The sequence below is a fragment of the Deltaproteobacteria bacterium genome (assembly GCA_016210045.1).
GTDB lineage: Bacteria > UBA10199 > UBA10199.
Window position 1 is genome coordinate 164,176 of the sequence record JACQUX010000009.1, and the last position, 20,438, is coordinate 184,613.

The window sequence follows — 20,438 nt, forward strand, 5'->3', positions numbered from 1 at the left end:
CAGGAAGATGTCATGCCCCATCCTGAGTTTCTCTATTGGGACGCCTCTGCAGTCATTTCCCTGCTAGTTGCCGATATCCATACGTCACATGCCCGCCGCGCGTTGCGGCCGACCGCGCATCATTTCGTCTCGTCACTCGGCATCGCAGAGGTCCTGGCCGTTCTCGCGCGTGCGGAGCGCTTGCCCCAACAACGCGCGTTTGTGCAACAAGTGCACGAAGGATTCTGGCACCAAACCCATCTCGCACCGAGCCTGAAATCGTTGGCCGCACTGGCGCGCCGGCACACCTTGCGTGGCGCGGACCTGTGGCACCTGGGCGCCGCGTTGGCGTTGCGGAAGGAACTGCCGGGACTCGTGATCATTACCTTCGACAAATCACTGGCACAGGCCGCGCGACACGAAGCTATGCTACTGAGCGACTGAAGCCGCCGCAGCGGCCATCATCGCCGGCGCGTCGCGGACGTCGAGGGGGTAGCGTCCGGTAAAGCAGGCATCGCAAAATTCTCCGGCGCTCGTTTGCGCGGTCCACCGATAGAGTCCGGCCTCGCTGAGATAGCCGAGAGAATCGGCGCCGATCGCAACACGCACTTGTTCCACGCTCTGCGCCGCAGCGATGAGTTCTTCACGCGTCGGGATATCGATCCCGTAAAAACAAGGCCACCGAGTCGGCGGCGACGAGATGCGCACATGGACTTCGGTCGCTCCGGCGGCGCGCACCATCCGGACGATCTTGGCGCTGGTCGTGCCGCGCATAATCGAGTCGTCGATGAGAACCACGCGACGTCCCGCCAACACGCCCCGCACCGGGTTCAGTTTCAACTTCACGCCGAAGTCGCGAATGCTCTGATCCGGCTCGATGAACGTCCGGCCGACATAATGGCTGCGAATCAGCCCTAGCTCGAACGGCTTCCCCAACGCGCGCGCGTAGCCGATCGCGGCCGGGGTCCCGGAGTCGGGGATCGGACAGACGACGTCGACATCGGCGGGCTGTTCGCGCGCCAATTCCGCGCCGAATCCGACGCGCACTTGATAGACATCGTGCCCGTACACGTGGCTGTCGGGGCGCGCGAAGTAGATATATTCGAAGATGCAGTGCGCGCGGCGCGGCGCGGACGCGAGGCGCCGACTGGTGACGCCATCCGGCCCGAAGATCACGACTTCGCCCGGTTCGATTTCTCGCACGAACGTGGCACGCACTAAGTCGAACGCGCAGGTTTCGGACGCGAGGATCCAGGCCTCACCTAAGCGCCCCAGCATCAGCGGGCGCCAGCCATGCGGATCGCGCGCGGCAATCAGTTGCGTCTCGCCAACAAAGAGCACGGAATAGGCGCCTTCGACTTGGCCCAACGCCTGGATGATCCGGTCGGCCAGCGGGACCGTCGTTGCTTGCGCCGCGATCAAGTGCATCATTACTTCCGAATCCATCGTGGATTGGAAGATGGAACCTTTCGCCTCCAACTGGCGCCGCAACGTCAGCGCGTTAGTCAGATTGCCGTTATGCGCGACCGAGAGCATCCCGCCCGCGTAATTGATCAGAAACGGTTGCGCGTTCTTCAGCGTCGAGCCGCCCGCAGTCGAGTAACGGGTGTGACCGATCGCGCTGGTGCCGGGGAGTTGAGCCAAGATTTCGCGGGAGAAATAATCGGCGACGTGGCCCATCCCTTTCTGCTGAAAGAGTTCACGCCCATCCGACGTCACCATCCCGCAGCTCTCTTGTCCACGATGTTGCACCGCGTGCAGACAGAGATAGGCCAAATTGGCCGCTTGCGGATGATTCCAGATGCCGATGATGCCGCACATCGTTAGTCGCCCTCCGGAGTGGAAAAGCCGAGGCTCCGCGCAAAGCCGTTCGCCCAGCCATCGTACAACGCCGCAATCGGGCAATCGACCCAATCGTTGATCACAAGTCGTTCGCCGCCGACACGACCGAGCGGCTGCACTGGGATACAGTGTTCTTGCGCGATCGTCGTGACGAGCGGGAGATCCATTGCCGACACAGCAAGCAGGATCCGCGCCGGCGCTTCGCCGAACAGCGCGGCATCCACACGGCCTTCGTGTGGGAATTGCACGTGAGCACCGATCGGCTGCGGCCCGCTCACGCAGCACTCCGCGAGCGCCACGGCCAAACCGCCATCGCTGCAGTCATGCGCGGCATGCACCAGACCACGCCGAATCGCGACCAAACAGGCGCGTTGCACCGCGCGCTCCCGATCGTAATTGAGTGGCGGCGGAGTCCCGCGCACCAGGCCGTGGATGGTCGCTAAATATTCGCTCGCGCCCAATTCCCCCCGAACGTCGCCAAGGAGCACGATGACGTCACCCGCCGTCGAAAAGCCTTGCCGGCAATGTTGCTGCACATCGTCGAGAATGCCGACCATCCCGACCGTCGGCGTGGGGTCGATCGCGTGCCCATTGGTTTCATTATAGAGACTGACGTTGCCGCTCACGACCGGGGTATGAAACTGGCGACAGGCCTCCGCCATGCCGGCAACCGCTTGTTCCAGCTGCCACATAATTTCCGGCTGTTCCGGACTCCCGAAATTGAGGCAATCGGTAATCGCTTGTGGCTCCGCGCCGCTACACACCAAGTTCCGCGCGGCCTCCGCGACGGCATGCGCGGCGCCTAACGCGGGATCGAGGTAACAGTAACGACTGTTGCAATCGGTGGTGATCGCGACGCCGCGTGTCGTCCCGTCAACGCGCAACACCGCCGCATCCGAGCCCGGCAACACGACACTCCGCGTCCCCACTTGTTGATCATATTGACGATAGACCCACGCCTTGCTGGCCAAGTTCGGACTGCCGAGCAGTTGCCGCAGCACCGCGTTGCAGTCGGTCGGCATCGGCACGGTCGAGACATCGAATTGTTGCGCAGCGGCCAACCACGCCGGCGGCGCGCTGGGACGTTCATACACCGGGGCCTCGTCGACCACCGGACCGACCGGGAGGTCGATCACCACGGCCCCGTGCTCCACCGCCACGACGCGTCCGCTCGCAGTGACGCGCCCGACGGTCGCCGCCGCCAAGTCCCATTTGGCAAACACCGCCAACACTTCCGCCTCGCGGCCGGCTGCCACCACGAGCAACATCCGCTCCTGCGATTCGGAGAGCATCAGTTCATACGGCGTCATGCCCACCTCGCGACGCGGCACGTGATCGAGAGATAATTCCAGTCCGCTCCCCGCGCGCGCCGCCATTTCAAACGAGCTGGAGGTCAATCCAGCCGCGCCCATGTCTTGAATCCCGAGTACGGCGCCCGTCTGCATCGCTTCCAGACAGGCCTCGAGTAGCAACTTCTCCATAAACGGGTCACCCACTTGCACCGTGGGGCGACGCGCCTCGTTGCCGTCGCCGAACACCGCGCTGGCCATAGTGGCGCCGTGGATTCCGTCGCGGCCGGTCTTGGCGCCCACATAGAGGACCGGATTACCGACGCCGCTCGCTTTACCGAAGAACAGTGCATCCCGACGTGCTACGCCGACTGTCATCGCATTCACGAGATTATTCCCGTTGTAACTCGGCGCGAATGCCACTTCGCCGCCGACCGTCGGCACGCCGACGCAATTGCCGTAGCTCCCGACACCGCTCACCACGCCGCTCACTAAATACGGCGTCTTCGGGTGATCCACCGCGCCGAAGCGGAGCGAATCGAGGATCGCAATCGGACGCGCGCCCATTGTGAAGACATCGCGCAAGATCCCACCCACGCCAGTAGCGGCCCCTTGATGCGGCTCGATGAACGACGGGTGATTGTGCGATTCCATTTTGAAGACCAGCACCAAGTCGTCGGTAAAATGGATGACGCCGGCGTTTTCCCCCGGCCCTTGGACGACTTGCGGTCCGGTCGTTGGGAATTGGCGGAGCAGCCGCTTGGAACTCTTGTAGCTGCAATGTTCCGACCACATCACCGAAAAGATCCCGAGCTCGGCGAGATTCGGTTCCCGGCCGAGCGAGGCCACGATCCGCGCATATTCGGCGGCCGTCAACCCATGTTGTTCAATCAGCGCTGGTTCCATAATGGTTCGACATCAAGTGCGCCGTGCGGCCAGCATGGAGCGGAAGACGCCCAATCCATCCACGCCGCCGAGCAACGAATCGGCCGCGCGTTCCGGATGCGGCATCAGCCCCAAGACATTGCCTGCGGCATTGCAAACGCCCGCAATGCCGTCAATCGAGCCGTTCGGATTGGCGTCCGTCGTCACCGCCCCATGCGCGTCACAATAGCGAAACACAATTTGACGCCGTTCCTGTAACGTCCGCAACGTGGCCGGATCGACGAAATAACTCCCCTGCCCGTGCGCAATCGGCATCGTGAGCGGCGGCGTCGCGTTGGCACCCACGGCGTACGCCGCCGTAAAGGGGCCGTCGGTCCGTTCCACTCGTAATCGCACCGGTCGACACGCAAACTGCAACGTGCGGTTCATCAGCAATACGCCCGGCAATAATCCCGCTTCGGTCAAGATCTGAAATCCGTTGCAGATCCCAAGCACCAACCCACCCAGCGCGGCAAACGATTGGACGGCGCGCATCACCGGGGCGTGGGCCGCGATCGCTCCGGCCCGCAGATAATCCCCGTACGAAAAGCCACCGGGAATAATAACCGCGTCGACCGGCGGTAATTTTTCCGCCTTGTGCCACACGAACTCGGCCGCCATGTCGCCACTGTCGCGCACTGCCCGCATGCAATCTTGATCGCAGTTACTGCCGGGAAATTGGATGATCGCACATTTCATAGCGGAAGCATTCATTCCACGACCAGCTGCGCCGTTTCGATGACCGGATTCACGAGTAATTGTTCGCACATGTTGCGCGCTACGGCCTCCGCCTCGCGCGCCGTGGCGATCGCCACATCCACTTCGATCAATTTGCCGACCCGCACTCCGCGGACTTCCGCAAAGCCCAACGTCGCCAACGACCCCGCAATCGCCTGTCCCTGCGGATCCAGCACCCCTTCTTTCAATCGGACTTCAATGCGGACTTTCATGAATCGATCCTCCTCAAAGCGGTGACTGGTGGCTCGTGGCTGGTGACTGGTCAACGCGACTCATGGTCCGTTCCCCAGCCACCAGTCACCAGCCACGAGCCACCCTTTTTTTACGACACACTCGCACACACAGCCTTATAAATCCGTTGATAGGCTTCCTCCACTTTTCCTAAATCGCGGCGGAAGCGGTCTTTGTCGAGCTTTTCTTGCGTCTGCGTATCCCAGAGTCGGCAGGTATCTGGAGTGATTTCATCCGCGAGCAGGATCTGCACGGCGCCCGACGGATCGCGATACCGACCGAACTCGAGTTTGAAATCGATCAACGTAATGCCGAGACCGGCAAAATATTTGGTGAGGAACTCATTCACGTCGCGCGCCAGCCGTTCAATCGTGACTAACTCCGCGTCCGTGGCCAACGCAAAGGCCCGCACGTGATCGGTATTGATGAACGGATCGCCCAATGCGTCGTCTTTGAAAAAATATTCCAACACCGGAAATGTCAGCGGCGTTCCTTCCGGCTTGCCCATCCGCTTGGCCAATGATCCGGCGATCACGTTGCGTTGCACGACTTCCAGCGGCACGATCTGACAGTTGCGCACCAACATGTCGCGATCGGTCAGCCGCTCCACAAAGTGGGTCGCCACACCGGCTTCATTCAATAAGCGAAACAGGATCGCGCTGATGTGATTATTCAGCACGCCTTTGTTGTGGATGGTCCCGCGTTTGGCGGCGTTAAACGCCGTGGCGTCGTCTTTAAAATGCTGAATCAGCAGTTGCGGATCGTCGGTGCGAAACAGAATCTTCGCCTTTCCTTCATATAGTTTGTCTCGTGGTTGCATACATGCGCTCCGTTACGTGTCGCCAAAGACACGGTGAAAGATCGGTGCGACGTGGCGTAATTGCCGTCGCGGATCGAAGGCCTGCGCAATCGCGGCCGGCGCAAGTCTTGTGCGGACGGTCGGATCCGACTCGACTAACCGGCGAAAATCTTCGCCGCCTTCCCAGGCTCGCATCGCAAGCCGCTGCACCACGGCGTACGCGGCTTCGCGCGTGCACCCCGCTGCTACCAGTGCGAGCAACAACGGCTGGGAAAAGACCAGTCCGCCGGAGGCGTTGAGGTTGGCCAACATGCGTTGTGGGTAGACTTGTAAACCTTCCAATAACTGCCGCAGCCGATCGAGCATGAAATCGAGTGCGATCGTCGCGTCGGGACCGATCACGCGTTCCACCGACGAATGGGAAATGTCGCGCTCGTGCCACAACGCGACGTTTTCGAGACTTGCGCCCGCGTACGACCGGAGCAATCGCGCCAAGCCGCACAAGTTCTCCGATAAAATCGGATTCCGTTTGTGCGGCATCGCCGACGAGCCCTTCTGGCCCTTGGTAAACGACTCTTCCACCTCCCGCACTTCGGTCCGTTGCAGATGGCGGATTTCCAACGCAACCGCTTCGACCGAAGCCCCAATCAGGGCCAACAACTGAAAACACTCCGCGTGTCGATCGCGCTGTACCACTTGCGTGGCCACGGGCTCCGGCGTCAGCTTCAGCTTGCGCAACACATATCGTTCCACGGACGGCGGCACGTGGGCATATGTACCCACCGCGCCGGAAATTTTCCCGACGGCAAGTCGCGGCCGCAAATCACGCAACCGCTCGCCGTGGCGCCGAAACGCGTCGTACCAACGCGCGAGTTTCAGCCCAAACGTGGTCGGTTCCGCATGGATCCCGTGCGTGCGGCCGATCATGATCGTGTCACGATGACGTCGCGCCAAACGCTTCAGCAGCCGCTGCAGTACCGTGACTTGCTGTTCGATCTGGGTGACGGCGTCGACCAGCTGCCACGCAAACGTGGTATCGACCACGTCCGACGACGTGAGCCCTACATGGAGATAGCGCCCCAGCGGGCCGACTTGCTCGGTGAGCGAGGTCAGGAACGCGATCACGTCGTGCTTCACGGTGGCCTCGATGGCCTGAATGCGGGCCACATCGACCTTCGCCCGACGCCGCACCGTAGTCACCGCCGCAGCCGGGGCCTTGCCTAAACGCACCCAAGCCTCCAACGCAAAAAGCTCCACGGCCAACCAGCGCCGATACTTCTCCTCCTCGGACCAGAGGGCGGCCATGGCAGGACGGCTGTAGCGAGGAATCATATGAGACATTCCATATAACTATTTAATTTATAACAAAGAAGTGACAATTAAATTATTGAGCGCCGGACCCGCATCACCCCTACCGCACTCCGTTGGAATAATGCAACGGTGAAACACGATTCGGAGGTGTGCTAAACTTTGGCCATGACAATGGGGAGGGCAAGGGGGACTTTCCTGCTGTGCTGTTTCTGCAGTTTCCTGCTGGGACACCCGCTCACCGCACGACCAGCCCCGGCCGACGAGTCGGAAGAGACCACGACCGAGTCCGACGCCAAGTCGGTCCCATACGAAGAGGACGCCGACGAACAGGGATTGTACGAAGACGCGCGGCCGGCGAAACCCGCTGCGGATTCGACGACGACCGCGTCCGAACCCGAGGACACCGACGACACACCACAGTCACCCGCGCCGACGACCGGTCCGGTCCAAACCAAACGCCCATTTCACCTCGAGGCGCAGTTCGTCCTCGACTATTACTTCTTCGGCAATCGCAATCACTTCACCGTGAAATACGCCTTCAAGTTAGACGACACCATCGCCGGACGTCCCGCAGTCGAGGGCGAACAATCCCCCGCGCCGCGCTCTCTGACATTGCGGGGCAACGCAGACGTCAAGACGGAGATCGACGGTGTGTTGGCCAAAGGGACCGGCACCGAGTGCTTGCTCGAAGTCAGCGTCCCGAAGGTCCCGTATAACGTGCTGTATCACGAGGCGTCGCCGGACCAGGCCCGCGTGACGCTCAAGAAAATCGGACCGGTGGCCGAAGATTGGGCCGCCAATTGCCAATTCAGCGACATGCCGAATAAACCGCTCCGCACCACCGGCGCGCCGGAACACTGGCTCAACATCGCGCTCGAACAACTCACACCGCTGCTGCAAGAACACGACATGCCGCTCTCCGACGTCTTCGAATCGGAGTGGACCTTCTCCATCCCCACACAACGCCGCGAAGATGCCCAAATCGGCGCCCTCGAAATCCGCGGCGAAGGGAAACTGCGGATCGACCCTCCGAAGGTGAAAGAGGAGTAAGGGCAGCGAAGCGATAGCGGAGCTATGGCCCGCGGTAGCAATGACCACACTGCGACCGAGGAGGGAGCAGTGTGTTCCAGACCGCGAAGGAAAAAGCGCTTCAGCGCGCCGCAGGCATCGGCGGCAGTGTCTGGAGGGTGAATCCGGCGGGAATCGCGAACAGCGATGGTTCCAGCGTGCGCTGTTCGACCGTTTTCAACAGTGTCGTCTGTTTGACCTGCCCTTGTTCGTCGTATTGCACGGTCTTTACGGGCACGCCGGGCAGTTCGCCGATGCCGTTGCCGTAGAGCGACGTCGGCGTGGATTGCGACATCGGGGTCACGAAGTGTTGACGATAGCTCTTCAGCACGGCGAGATCTTCGGCTCGCACTCCCAACGTCGCTTCAGCGGCCATCCATGCCTCGGCATGTTTTTTTCCGTTGACCGTGCCGACGTAATGGTCCGCGTTCCAATGGCCGATGGTCTCGCTCCCCACTTTGGCAAAAGTCGGCTGCGCCGGCGGCGGCATCGCGGTCCCACTTTGTTGGGCCATCATTTTTTCCACCATCTTGCGTTGTTCGGGCGGCAGTTGGGCCAACTGGGATTTCATTTGCTCCATTTGCGCTTTCATCTGTTCCAACGCCTTCTGCACTTGGAGCTGCGCGGCCTGGATTTGGGCTGGCGTCATTTCGGTGTACCGATGCTGTTGGATATCGAGTGCGACAAAGCGCTGTCGTTCGCCATCGTAGAGCGCCACGCTGGCCCCGCCCGGCGACTCCATCCGCATCTGGTCGCCTTGTACGTAGAGCGTGCTCATTCCGGCAGCACCACGTTCTCCGCTCGAATGTTCACTCACCATCACGACACCGGCCCACGCACGCGTCGTGCCGCAGAGTACGCATCCGACCGCCACACCCATGATGACTGCGTGCCATCGCTTCATTCTTTTTCTCCAATATGTTCCGTCGGCTCGTCCCATTGCTCCGTCGGTTCCGACAAACTCGCTTCCGCCGTGCCCGACACGGAAGCCAACACGACGGTGATATTGTCATCGCCGCCGGCCTGATTCGCGAGATCGATCAGACAGCGACACGCTTCCGACAACGGATTGTCCGCCAACACTTGCCGCAACTGCGCATCTGGCACCATGTTGGTCAAGCCATCGGTGCAGAGCAGGAAACAATCGCCGCTCCGGACTGGTCGACAATCGACATCGACATCGACGACCGGCTGGAAACCGACCGAACGCGTGATGATATTTTTCAGCCGATGCGACCGCGCATCTTGTTCCGACAGCAGTCCGGCGCGGATTTGCTCGCCCACCAGCGAATGGTCCACCGTGAGTTGCAACAACTCTTCACCCCGCCGCAAATAGCCGCGCGAATCGCCGACGTTCGCGACATAGGCAATGCCGCCGCGAATCCAGAGCACGACGACCGTCGTTCCCATCCCCCGCAAGTGCGGATCGTGTTGCGCGCGTTCGTAAATGTCGCGACTGGCACATTGAATGGCATATTGCAGAATGGAGGCCGGATCGTGGCCTTGGAGACGAATTTCGCCCGATTCGATGGTGGTGTCCGGATCTTCAACGAGTTGGCGAATCACTCGCGCCATCACGGCGACGGCCATTTTGCTCGCCATGCCGCCGCCCAAATGGCCGCCCATGCCGTCGGCCACGATATACAATTGGAGGTCATCTCCCAGATGGAAATCGTCTTCGTTGCGTTCCCGTCGCCGCCCGACATCGGTCGCGCCCCAGCCCGTCGCTTGAATGGTTGTCACTCGCTGCCTCGCTCGTCGTGGTCCGTTACTCCGGCAACGGTTCTATACCGAAAGGCGTATGCATTTGAAGTGAATTCCCCTTGCGTCCAAGCTGACGCCCCGACTAGCTGTCGTCAGTATGGAACCGCTGGCGGAACGGCTCCGCCCCCGACGCTTCGATGAATTCGTCGGCCAAGAACATCTGGTCGGTCCGGAAGGTCCGATTCGGCGTGCGCTGGAGGCCAAACAGCTCCCCTCGATGATCCTATGGGGACCGCCCGGCAGCGGCAAGACCACGTTGGCCAGCTTGCTCGGTCGCATCGCGCAAGCGGAATTTCATCACCTTTCGGCGGTATTGAGCGGCGTGGACGATTTGCGCAAGCTGCTGCATCGGATCGAGGCGGAGCGAAACGGCCTCTTTCCACAACGCCATATCCTGTTTGTCGACGAAATCCATCGCTGGAATAAGGCCCAACAGGACGCGTTGCTCCCCTACGTGGAGCGCGGCACGGTCACGCTCATCGGCGCGACGACCGAAAACCCGTCGTTTGAAATCATTAGTCCGCTCCTCTCCCGCTGCACCGTCTATTGTCTTTACCCGCTGCGAGCCGAAGACTTGCGCGCGATTACCGAACGGACGTTGACGACGCTACACCGCACGGCCGAAGCGGATGCGATCACGCTCGCGATCGCCGCCGCGGAGGGCGACGCCCGACGTCTCATTAATTTGCTCGAACTGTCGGCCACATTGCACGGCGACAGCGAGACGGCGCGCGCCACGTCGCTAACGCCGGAGACGTTGCTGCGGGCGGCCCAGCAACAACCACTCCGTTACGATAAATCGGGTGAAGAGCACTACAATCTGATTTCGGCGTTCATTAAAAGCATGCGCGGCTCCGACCCGAACGCGGCGGTCTACTACTTGGCCCGGATGTATGAAGCGGGCGAAGACCCGCGCTTCTTGGCCCGCCGCATGGTGATCTTCGCCAGCGAAGATATCAGCGATGCGGACGCGCACGCGTTGCCGATGGCGGTCGCGGCGTTTCAGGCATACGAGATCGTCGGCCAAGCCGAGGGATGGATCCCGCTCGCGCACGCGGCGATTTATTTGGCCACCGCACCGAAGTCGAATGCCACATATTCGGCCTACAAGGCCGCGAAGGCCGATGTTACGACCCACGGCGCGTTGGCGGTCCCGTTACATTTGCGCAACGCACCGACCAAGTTGATGAAAGAATTAGGCTACGGCAAGGATTACAAATATCCGCACAGCGAACCCGCCACCGATCAAACGTACCTCCCCGAAGCGCTGCGCCGACAACAGTATTACCGCTTAAAATAGTGATGAGACCGTCACTGCGCAGTGGGATCAATCACTCGCAATCCACACCCCTTGGCGGCGTTCAACAAGCGCAAGTCGGCCGCGACAAAGCGCAAGTGGTCGACAACCTCTGCGGCCCGGAGTGCGGAACAGAGTTGCACGACATCCCCACCTCGCAAGGCCGTGCTGGAAGTCATTTTCGGCACCAACTTCCGGACCGTCGCCGTTAATTCAATGATCGTGCACTGCGTCCAATCGGCTTCAAAGGCGGCGCACACACCGATCATTTGCTCCCGCGTCGCGTCGCCCAGCCGTACGAGTCGCCCGAAACAAGCGTAGAGTTCGCAATACGTCAGTCCGGCAGTCACAATTTGTGCATTCTTGCGGAAGATGGTTTCGACAACCGAACTCCCCGCCTCGCGCACGTAGCGTTTCACCAACGCACTGGAATCGAAGTAGAAGGCGGAACTCACAACCGTGCATCCCGATCCTCACGGATCAACCGTGAGGCCAGGTCCCCGTTCAGCGCGAGCGGCTTTGCCTTGGCAAATTGAGGTTCCAAGCAATAGTGCCCGACTTCTCCCGCCTCATGCAATCCCGCCATCCGCTCCGCCGGCGATTCCTCGCCCATGGCCTGCAATGGCACGAGGCGCGCCACCGGAACGCCATGGTCCGTCACGACAATGCGCGCGCCGTTGCGCACGACCCGCAGGTAATGGCTTAACTTGTTTTTTAATGTGGCCACATTGACTTTTTCCATAATATGGACATTATAGCTATAAATCACGACGCGTCAAGGTGCGCGATCCCATACCGCTCTATGTGGTTTTAAGGCCCATGCGGCGCAGTTCGGCGAGGTCTTTGGTCCATCCCGGTTTCACTTTAACGAAGAGCTCCAGATACACTTGACCGCCGACCAGCTGTTCGATCGGCGGTCGTGCGGCGGTGCCGATCGCGCGGATCATTTGGCCGTGTTGGCCGACCACGATCCGCTTGTGGGATTCCCGATCGACGATTAAGAGCGCGTGGATCCGCGTCAGACGGCCCTCTTCTTTGAACGATTCGATCTCCACGGCCAGACCATACGGAATTTCCTCGTGCAACAATTCGAACGCGGCCTTGCGCACCAATTCCGCAGCCAGAAACCGCACCGGCCGCTCCGTATAGAGGGCCGCGTCGTACAGCGCCGGGCCTTCCGGGACACGCGCTTCCAGCGCGGCGCGCAGCGCGTCGAGACCGTCGCCCGAAGTCGCCGAGACCAGATGGATCGGCAGCCCTTGCAGATCCGACGGCGTAGTCACGGCACCGCTCGTCAGCAGATCGCTTTTATTCCGCACGATGATCGGATCGGCCGAGCGCACTGCGGCCAACAACGCCCGTTCTTCCGCTCCCCACTCCCGCGCGTCGCTCACGAGACAGATGCAATCGGCGTCGGCCCCGGCGACACGTGCGGTCTCGACCATGGCTTGATTCAACGGTTTATTCGTTTCGTGAATGCCGGGCGTGTCGACCAGGATCAATTGCGCTCGTTCATTCGTGGCGATCCCGATGATGCGATGCCGCGTGGTCTGCGGTTTGGCGGTGACGATCGCGACGTCTTCGCCGACCAAGCGATTGCAGAGCGACGACTTGCCGACGTTCGGCCGTCCGAGCAGCGCGACGAATCCGCAACGGAAGTTCATACCGCACCCAACTTTTCGAGCGCGGCCTTGGCGGCGGCTTGTTCGGCCGCCTTCTTGCTGCTCCCTTCGCCCGCGCCGTACAGCTCTTCGCTGACGAAGAGATGGACTTCGAATGTCTTGCTGTGATCCGGCCCGGACTCTCGCATTAAACGATAGCGCGGGATCACGCGATACCGACTCTGGACGACTTCTTGGAGACGGGTCTTGAAATCGCGAATCATCTCGCCTTCCCGCGCCAATTGGAGAATGGCCCGATATTGTTTCTTGATCACGGCGAACGCGTGGCCGAAACCGCGGTCGGAATAAATGCCGCCCAACACGGCTTCGTAACAATCCGCCAGCAACGAGGTCTTATCCCGGCCGCCGGTCAGTTCCTCGCCTTTTCCGAGATAGAGGAATTCGCCCAACTGCACCGTGCGGGCCAGTTCCGCCAATTGTTGTTCGTTCACGATCGCAGCGCGCAGTTTCGAGAGTTCCCCTTCCGGTTGTTCCGGAAAGAGTTCCATCAGTAAGTGGCTGACGGCCAGCGAGAGGACGGCGTCGCCCAAGTATTCATAGCGCTCGTTGTGATCTGTCGCCGGGAGTCGCTGCTCGTTGGCGTACGAGCGATGCGTCAGCGCGCGCTTTAAATGATGCCGCCGCCGAAACGTATAGCTGAAGCGCTTTTCCAGCACTTTCAAACGCTGTTTTTCTTCACGACTGATATCCATGAACTCGCGACCTCACTCCAGTGCCCTGCGCATACCACAACGATACGGCAACCACCAGACCACTTACGCACTCTTTTCGATCCAGCCTCCACCCAACACCACATCGCCGTCATACAACACGACGGCTTGGCCGGGTGTGATCGCGGATTGCGGCGTGTCGAACTCCACGTGCAGCGTCTCGACCCCATCGACCGTCACGCGGCACGACGCTGGGGTGTGTTGGGCGCGGATCTTCGCGGTAGCACGCAGCGTCTCGCCCGCGGCCGGTTGCGGACAAATCCAGTTCACACCATTGGCCGACAGCCGCGTTCCTAACACCTCCGCGGCCGTTCCGAGCGTCACCGTCGCCAGCAATGGATCGATCGCCGTGACATAGCGGCGCTCCGAACCGCTGACGCCGAGTCCCCGCCGTTGGCCGATGGTGTACGCATGCGTCCCGCGATGTTGTCCCAACACGGCACCCTCGGTATCGAGGAATGCGCCGGGTCGGCCCGTGGCGTGCGGATAGTAATCTTCCAGAAATCCGGCGTAATCGTTGTCGGGGACAAAACAGATTTCGAAACTCTCCGGTTTTTCGGCCGTCACCAGTCCAAGGCGCTGCGCGTGCGCGCGCACTTCCGTCTTGGTCAACGCGCCGAGCGGAAACAGGCTGTGTTGCAGCTGCGCCCGTGTCATCACGAACAGATAATAGGTTTGGTCTTTCTTCGCGTCGCGTCCGCGGCACAGCGAGAGCGGCGCGCCCGCGACATCGCGCGCGATCTGCGCATAGTGGCCGGTGGCCAAATAGACGGCACCGTGCTCGCGCTGCACGACATCCCAAAGACGATCGAACTTGAAATGTTGATTACAGCCGATGCACGGGATCGGCGTGCGCGCCTGCGCATATTCGGCCGCGAAATGATCAATGACGCGTTCGCGGAATTCGCTGCGAAAATCCACAACGCAATGCGGAATCCCGAGCCGTTCGCAGACCGCGCGGGCATCCGCCACGTCGGCGGTCGAGCAACACGTCTGCTTCACCGCGCGCGCAGAACGATGACAACTCCACAGCGTCATCGTAACGCCGAGCACGTCGCAACCGGCCTCTTGCAACAACGCCGCCGCGACGGAACTGTCCACGCCGCCGCTCATCGCGACGGCCACACGAGTCCCGGATGGCAACCAAGCATGCATAGATTGGTGATCGAGGCCGAGCGGACTCATCAGACCTAGGCTGCGAGTTTCGACGGCGTCGCGGTCTTCTGGACGCGGCGATAGAATTTTTGCAACGCGCCGCTGCCGTAGCGGACTTCCCGCGCGCCGCGCGTGACCGTGGCGATGGAAACGTTGATCAAGTCGCGCACTTCGCGCTGCGTCCGCCCGGCGATCAGGTGCTTCACGATCTGCCAGCGTTCGGCAATGTCGCGGCGCTCCGCGGGCGACAACAGCGCGGTCATGAGCTCCCGCGCTTCTTCGCCGTCGCGCACCGAGGCAAAAAGTTTCGCCAATTCGAGTTCCCACCGATGATTGGTATGTGTCATGTCGCGGCCTACTAGTGCATGAGTACGTGGGCGTCAAGGATCGTGGGGAAAATTACAATTGGCACCTGTGCCAATGTTACGCAACTTTTTTCAATACGGACCGATAACAAATCGACGACCGGAGAAAGATCAATATGAAACACCCAGGCCTGCTTCCCGCCACAGCAAGGTTCCACTCGCTCGCACGGCAATCCCACGTCTGGTCACGCCCGTATATCCGCGGCGACCCATCAATGAAGGCTGCACGCCTCGACAGTTATCACTCCCCCAACGCACGGGACTGGAAAGCACCAACCGGTGGACTGGGGGCGACGGCGGGGGGTCGCACTGCACGAGCCTCGCCCCAACCAACGTGTGGGAGATTCGCTGCATCGTTTTGCCCCATGTTGCCAGAGCCCCCACACCGCGATGCACTCTCTGCCGCGACAACTCTTCAGGGATGGATCGCGCCGCTCTGCAACTACATCATCACCATGATGGAGAACGACTGGAGAGAGTATCGCCCTCGATGGTCTGCGACCGCTCGAGCTGAAGTGACGACCGCACTTCACGCCCAAATAACACAAGCACTGGCAGCCGCACCCTTACCACTCGGACGTCTTCTCAGTTGGCTTCAGGCGACTGACTTGCTGCAGTCGCAGCGGCTCCCCCTCGAGGCATTCTACGATCCCATCGTGGACCCCCCTCTCGCCATGGCATTGCGGCTCTTTGCCAGTCTACTGGAGCGTGCATCCCTGTGGTCGCACGATGGCTTGACTCGCGCTCCAAACTTCCGCATCTATCGCTACCGGCGCGTAGGCTTGGTCAACGGGCAGTACCATCCCAATCTAGTCTTGATGCAAGGACCTGGGCAGTACGAAGCCTGTTGCGGGATCGAATATCACTTGTACGCGCAAGGCCCCACGCATCGGGAGCGCCGTTTGATCGCCACCGTGGGGGTGGTTCGGGAAGCGCGCGGACTGGCGATCGTCAAGCTCCAGGGGGGGAAGGGGACTGGTCGTGGTCGATTCACGTACTCCGATGGAAAAAACGGACGTCCCTACCCGGACGCCACAGCCTGGCTGGGTATGGATCCCCGCTTGTGGCTTGCACGGCAGATCGTGCGCCAGGAGCGCCACCACAATCCGTCGGTACCTGTGCGGTGGCGCCGGGGTATTGCCCAGCCATTCTTGTTTCACTTTCACGATCCCCATGCGGCCGCATTGCCACCCGCCGCTGACCCACTGGAGATCGTCTTGCCGATCCGTCACCCGGACGACCCGCAGCGGCAGTCCATCTGGGAAGCCATGCAGACGGTAGACGATCTCCGGCTTGGCCCTGCGCTCCTACGCCGTCGCGAGGACCAAATTACGGCACAAATCAGGACTGTGCGCCTCTCCCCCGCAGAACGAATCACTCTGCAAGCGGAACTCCGCCAGGTAGAGCGGACCTTGCACACCATCGAGTTCTACGACCAAGCCGCCGAACTCCTTGGTTTCGAACCGGAGCCCGAAACCGCTTACAGTGCCCTGCCTACAACCCCTTCCGGCTATGAATCCCTCCATATCGCACGATCGACTGATCTCGCAGCGCCACATGAGCCAACGGATTGGCTCCCGCCAACGGCGACCGATGCGGCCGCCGCGCTGACACGGCACCTCGTCACTGCCGTGACCCAACGCACCTCGTTAGGCCAGGCAATTCTGGCGGCTTACGGCAACCAGTGGTTCGCCTTCTGTCGCGCTGTCACACCGGCACTCACGGCCCGTGTCGGCACTGCACTGTTGTGGCCTTGGCTGGGCGATGATCTGCTCCAAGCCGTCTGTCGTTACTATGGCACTCGCACCCGTATCGCCATTCATACGATTGCCGAGCTGGCCACCACGATGGTGCAGGGGAAATCGCTTTTGGAGACCCTGGGGCGAGACCTGCTCGTGGCGCTGGTCGCACGCCAGTGGACCGCAATGCCTCGCGGACTAAAGCGGGAACCGCTCGACCCTCTGATCCAACGTACTGAGTGGATTCAACAGCTGGCCGCACCGGTCGGAAATGAGGGCTCCTTGGTCGAATGGCTTGCCCCCGAGTCGATCGAGTCACTCCTGCTCTCCGGAGATTTCCCGATCATCGCGATTCTCCACGACCTCGCCCCATTTAGGGTCGGTGGCCAATCATTCCTGGACTGGGCCTCTGCTGAAGATGGCGAGCACAGTTTGTTTCAGTTCATACACAATCCATCCTGGCGGGAGAAACTGCGTGACGTCCTACTGCCCGGGCTTCGCGAAGGGCTCATTACTGACGAGTTGCTCGCTACCATCACTCCTGCACAGCTGTGCGAAGGCCTCAGCTACACGACGACGCCATCGCAGCTTGTGCACAAGATAGAGCGCGACAAGCCCCTGTTCCTAAAACGGTCAGGCCAGATCGCTGGCTAGAATTCCTACAATCGCTTCAATGCTTGTACGAGATGGTTCGCGACTTGCTGGGCGTCGCCGTAGAGCATGCGGGTGTTGTCGGCGGTGAAGAGTTCGTTGTCGATCCCGGCAAAGCCGCGTCCTTTGCCGCGCTTCACCACGACAACGGTCTTGGAACGGTCGACGTCGAGGATCGGCATGCCGAAGATCGGGCTTTGTTTGTTATGGCGCGCGGCCGGATTGACGACGTCGTTGGCGCCGAGGACTAAGCTCACATCCGCCGTGGGGAATTCCGGATTGATCTCTTCGAGGTCGAAGAGTTGTTCGTAGGGGACACCGGCTTCGGCCAGCAGCACGTTCATGTGCCCCGGCATCCGCCCCGCGACGGGATGAATCGCATATTTCACGATGACGCCGCGGGCCAGTAACTGGTCGGCCAATTCGCGAATTTTGTGCTGCGCTTGCGCAATCGCCATTCCGTAGCCGGTCACGATCAGGACCTTGCTGGCATACGCGAGCAGGATCGCAGCGTCGTCCAAGTCGATGGTTTTCGGTTCCGCCGTCGTGCCGGCCGCGCCGACCGCCGCTTCCTGCCCGAAGGCGCCGAACAACACGTTACTAATGGAACGATTCATTGCCCGCGCCATCAGCACGGTGAGCAGCGTTCCGGCGGCCCCGACCACGGTTCCGGCGACGATCATCGCCGCGTTTTGCATCGCGAACCCTTCGAAGCCGACGGCCATCCCGGTAAGGGCATTGTAGAGCGAGATCAGGACCGGCATGTCGCCGCCGCCGATCGGGAGCGTCATCAGGATACCGAACAACAACGCGAGCGTGAAGAACAGCAGGCTCCAGAGCGGCGCCGGCGCCAGGCCGATAATCATCGCCACGCCGGCCACGCAGGCCGCGAGGAAAACAAGTCCGTTGAACAACTGTTGTTGCGGAAACGTGATCGGACGCTCGCGCATTAATTGTTGCAGCTTCGCGAACGCGATCAGACTGCCGCTGAATGCGATGGCGCCGATCAGACCGCCGACGACCGCTAACGCGGTGAGGCCCGTGCCGCCCAGTGCGCCGCGCCCCAACTCGACGGCAGCAATGGCCGCCGCCGCACCACCGCCCATGCCGTTGTAGAGCGCGATCATTTGCGGCATGTCGGTCATCGGGACCCGTTTCCCCGCGACCCAGGCCAGCACTGCCCCGAGCAGCGCCGCGGTCAGGATAAGGAAGAGGTTATGCAACCCGGGTGCGAAGACGGTGACGAGTACGGCCAGCAGCATGGCACGCCCGGCCCAAACGATTCCTTGGCGCGCGGTTTTTGGCGAGGCCATCTGCTTGAGCCCCAAGATAAAGAGAAACGCCGTGAGAAAATAGGCGGCTTCAACGAGATGCTGCATGGCCCGCCCCCTTCTGTTTGTGGTCTTCGAACATCTTGAGCATCCGCTCGGTCACGACGTACCCACCGGCCGCGTTCATTGCTGCCAGTAGCACTCCGATAAACCCGATCACTTTCCCGAGCGGCGTATCGGCGTGGCCCAATGCGACGATCGCGCCGACTAACACGACGCCGTGGATGAAGTTCGAGCCCGACATCAGCGGGGTGTGCAGAATGACCGGCACACGGCTGATCACTTCGTAGCCGGTAAAAGCGGCCAACAGAAAGACATACAATGCGACCCAGATGCCTGCACTCATGCCGCACCTCCCGTTGTTAATAGTTGCGCTGTCGCGCCGTGTTTGACTGCGCCGTCGTGCGTCAGTGCGGCGCCTTGGATGATTTCGTCGTCCCACGGCGGAGTGACGGTCTCTCCGTCCCGTTTGAAGAGCGCGACGAAGTGTTCCAGATTGCGCGCGTACATCGTGCTGGCGTGTTCCGCTAAGTCGCTCAGGATATGGAGCGGCCCGGCAATCCGCACGCCGTGCCGTTCGACCACTTGGTCCGGCACCGTGCACGCGCAGTTGCCGCCGCCTTCCGCCGCGAGGTCCACGATCACCGCCCCCGGCTTCATATGTGCCACCATCTCTTCGGTGACTAATCGTGGCGAGGGGCGGCCCGGGACTTGAGCGCACGCGATGACCACGTCGGCGTTGGCCACATGTTTCGCGACCACGGCCTCGGCCTGTTTCCGTTCGTCTTCATCTAGCTCCCGCGCGTAGCCGCCGATCGCTTCCGCGTCGAGCGGCAGATCGACAAAGCGCGCGCCGAGCGACTCGACTTGCTCTTTCGTGGCACGTCGCACATCGTACGCGCTGACCACGGCGCCGAGCCGACGCGCCGTGGCAATCGCCTGCAACCCCGCGACACCGGCGCCCAAAATCAGCGCTTGCGCGGGACGAATCGTGCCGGCGGCTGTGGTCAGCATTGGGAAAAACCGTTGAGAGAGGCTGGCGGCTAACAACACCGCGCGATAGCCACCGACTGTGGCTTGCGACGACAACACGTCCATCGATTGCGCCCGCGTGACGCGCGGGACCAAATCCATCGCGAAGCTGGTCACGCGTCGTTCACACGCCACCCGCACCGCATCGAGGTGTCGATGCGCGAACCATTGCCCCACGACCAGTGCACCGCTACGGACTTGTTGCAGCAGTTCCGACGTCGGCGGACCCACGGTCACGACAAGCGCCGCATCGCGCAGCACAGCGCCCGCATCGGGCAGCACCGTCGCACCGGCCGCCGCATAGGCCGCGTCGCTGAAATAGGCGCCCGCCCCGGCGCCCGCCTCCACAGCGACCGCCCACCCCGCTTTGAGTAATCGCTTCACGCTATCCGGAACGATCGCCACGCGCCGTTCTCCCGGCTCCCGCTCCCGCAGCACTGCCACTTGTATGGTCATACGTCGCACTCCGTCGTTGTGATCACGCCTCAACCCGTCAGAACGTGCCCCCTTGGCATATTCATAGAAACACTG

At 61.3% G+C, this 20,438-nt stretch carries 21 protein-coding genes; 4 read left to right on the plus strand and 17 right to left on the minus strand.

The genetic code is table 11. The annotated features are described in order from the left end of the window. Positions 1-12: 12 nt before the first annotated feature. On the plus strand, positions 13-423 hold the full coding sequence (locus tag HY696_02670) for a type II toxin-antitoxin system VapC family toxin (GenBank protein ID MBI4237308.1): 411 nt from the start codon (positions 13-15) through the stop codon (positions 421-423). On the opposite strand, the gene HY696_02675 is transcribed toward HY696_02670, so the two are convergent. The 6 genes from HY696_02675 to HY696_02700 all read right to left on the minus strand — a co-directional run bounded on the left by HY696_02675 (position 409) and on the right by HY696_02700 (position 7,134). Next, positions 409-1,800 (minus strand): amidophosphoribosyltransferase, encoded by a 1,392-nt coding sequence (locus tag HY696_02675; GenBank protein MBI4237309.1) that lies wholly within the window; start codon positions 1,798-1,800, stop codon positions 409-411. The two genes, HY696_02670 and HY696_02675, sit on opposite strands and share 15 nt — an antisense overlap. A 2-nt stretch (positions 1,801-1,802) precedes the next feature. Further along, the gene (purL, locus tag HY696_02680; protein ID MBI4237310.1) at positions 1,803-4,016 is read right to left on the minus strand and encodes a phosphoribosylformylglycinamidine synthase subunit PurL; all 2,214 of its coding nucleotides are present in this window, start codon (positions 4,014-4,016) and stop codon (positions 1,803-1,805) included. A 12-nt stretch (positions 4,017-4,028) separates the two neighbouring features. Next, the gene (gene purQ, locus HY696_02685) at positions 4,029-4,733 is read right to left on the minus strand and encodes a phosphoribosylformylglycinamidine synthase subunit PurQ (protein MBI4237311.1); all 705 of its coding nucleotides are present in this window, start codon (positions 4,731-4,733) and stop codon (positions 4,029-4,031) included. An 11-nt stretch (positions 4,734-4,744) separates the two neighbouring features. After that, entirely contained in the window at positions 4,745-4,984 is a 240-nt protein-coding gene (gene purS, locus HY696_02690; protein ID MBI4237312.1) for a phosphoribosylformylglycinamidine synthase subunit PurS, read from the minus strand. Positions 4,985-5,094: 110 nt separating this feature from the next. Beyond that, on the minus strand, positions 5,095-5,823 hold the full coding sequence (locus HY696_02695; protein ID MBI4237313.1) for a phosphoribosylaminoimidazolesuccinocarboxamide synthase: 729 nt from the start codon (positions 5,821-5,823) through the stop codon (positions 5,095-5,097). A gap of 12 nt (positions 5,824-5,835) precedes the next feature. After that, on the minus strand, positions 5,836-7,134 hold the full coding sequence (locus HY696_02700; protein MBI4237314.1) for an adenylosuccinate lyase: 1,299 nt from the start codon (positions 7,132-7,134) through the stop codon (positions 5,836-5,838). 144 nt (positions 7,135-7,278) lie between these two features. On the opposite strand from HY696_02700, the gene HY696_02705 reads away from it, so the two are divergent. Continuing rightward, on the plus strand, positions 7,279-8,163 hold the full coding sequence (locus tag HY696_02705; GenBank protein ID MBI4237315.1) for a hypothetical protein: 885 nt from the start codon (positions 7,279-7,281) through the stop codon (positions 8,161-8,163). Positions 8,164-8,263: 100 nt separating this feature from the next. Here HY696_02705 and HY696_02710 read toward each other — a convergent pair whose 3' ends face one another. Together HY696_02710 and HY696_02715 are read right to left on the minus strand one after the other, a co-directional pair. Next, a complete protein-coding gene (locus HY696_02710; protein ID MBI4237316.1) occupies positions 8,264-9,085 on the minus strand; it encodes a DUF4412 domain-containing protein in 822 nt (273 codons plus the stop codon). Continuing rightward, complete coding sequence (locus tag HY696_02715; protein MBI4237317.1) at positions 9,082-9,924, minus strand: Stp1/IreP family PP2C-type Ser/Thr phosphatase; 843 nt, start codon at positions 9,922-9,924, stop codon at positions 9,082-9,084. Before HY696_02715 ends, HY696_02710 begins: the two co-directional genes overlap by 4 nt. Positions 9,925-10,042: 118 nt before the next feature. On the opposite strand from HY696_02715, the gene HY696_02720 reads away from it, so the two are divergent. Further along, complete coding sequence (locus HY696_02720; GenBank protein ID MBI4237318.1) at positions 10,043-11,245, plus strand: replication-associated recombination protein A; 1,203 nt, start codon at positions 10,043-10,045, stop codon at positions 11,243-11,245. A gap of 11 nt (positions 11,246-11,256) precedes the next feature. Here HY696_02720 and HY696_02725 read toward each other — a convergent pair whose 3' ends face one another. The 6 genes from HY696_02725 to HY696_02750 all read right to left on the minus strand — a co-directional run bounded on the left by HY696_02725 (position 11,257) and on the right by HY696_02750 (position 15,136). Continuing rightward, positions 11,257-11,697, minus strand: coding sequence for a type II toxin-antitoxin system VapC family toxin (locus HY696_02725; protein ID MBI4237319.1), 441 nt, complete (start codon positions 11,695-11,697; stop codon positions 11,257-11,259). After that, positions 11,694-11,984 (minus strand): type II toxin-antitoxin system prevent-host-death family antitoxin, encoded by a 291-nt coding sequence (locus tag HY696_02730; GenBank protein ID MBI4237320.1) that lies wholly within the window; start codon positions 11,982-11,984, stop codon positions 11,694-11,696. The genes HY696_02725 and HY696_02730 overlap by 4 nt, the downstream gene beginning before the upstream one ends. Before the next feature lie 58 nt (positions 11,985-12,042). After that, the gene (gene era / locus HY696_02735) at positions 12,043-12,906 is read right to left on the minus strand and encodes a GTPase Era (protein MBI4237321.1); all 864 of its coding nucleotides are present in this window, start codon (positions 12,904-12,906) and stop codon (positions 12,043-12,045) included. Further along, positions 12,903-13,616: a ribonuclease III gene (gene rnc, locus HY696_02740; protein MBI4237322.1), complete on the minus strand. Its 714-nt coding sequence runs from the start codon at positions 13,614-13,616 to the stop codon at positions 12,903-12,905. The genes era and rnc overlap by 4 nt, the downstream gene beginning before the upstream one ends. 63 nt (positions 13,617-13,679) lie before the next feature. Then, positions 13,680-14,789: a tRNA 2-thiouridine(34) synthase MnmA gene (gene mnmA / locus HY696_02745; GenBank protein ID MBI4237323.1), complete on the minus strand. Its 1,110-nt coding sequence runs from the start codon at positions 14,787-14,789 to the stop codon at positions 13,680-13,682. A 35-nt stretch (positions 14,790-14,824) separates the two neighbouring features. Then, positions 14,825-15,136 (minus strand): hypothetical protein, encoded by a 312-nt coding sequence (locus HY696_02750; protein ID MBI4237324.1) that lies wholly within the window; start codon positions 15,134-15,136, stop codon positions 14,825-14,827. A gap of 692 nt (positions 15,137-15,828) precedes the next feature. Between HY696_02750 and HY696_02755 the strand changes: the two genes are divergently transcribed. After that, a complete protein-coding gene (locus HY696_02755; protein ID MBI4237325.1) occupies positions 15,829-17,547 on the plus strand; it encodes a hypothetical protein in 1,719 nt (572 codons plus the stop codon). 5 nt (positions 17,548-17,552) lie between these two features. On the opposite strand, the gene HY696_02760 is transcribed toward HY696_02755, so the two are convergent. Genes HY696_02760 through HY696_02770 form a run of 3 tightly spaced genes read right to left on the minus strand, consistent with a single transcriptional unit; the run spans position 17,553 to position 20,363 of the window. Beyond that, entirely contained in the window at positions 17,553-18,923 is a 1,371-nt protein-coding gene (locus HY696_02760; GenBank protein MBI4237326.1) for an NAD(P)(+) transhydrogenase (Re/Si-specific) subunit beta, read from the minus strand. Continuing rightward, positions 18,907-19,221 carry an NAD(P) transhydrogenase subunit alpha gene (locus tag HY696_02765; protein MBI4237327.1) on the minus strand — a complete coding sequence of 105 codons (315 nt, stop codon included), beginning with the start codon at positions 19,219-19,221 and terminating at the stop codon, positions 18,907-18,909. The genes HY696_02760 and HY696_02765 overlap by 17 nt, the downstream gene beginning before the upstream one ends. Further along, positions 19,218-20,363, minus strand: coding sequence for an NAD(P) transhydrogenase subunit alpha (locus HY696_02770; protein MBI4237328.1), 1,146 nt, complete (start codon positions 20,361-20,363; stop codon positions 19,218-19,220). The genes HY696_02765 and HY696_02770 overlap by 4 nt, the downstream gene beginning before the upstream one ends. Positions 20,364-20,438 lie beyond the last annotated feature (75 nt).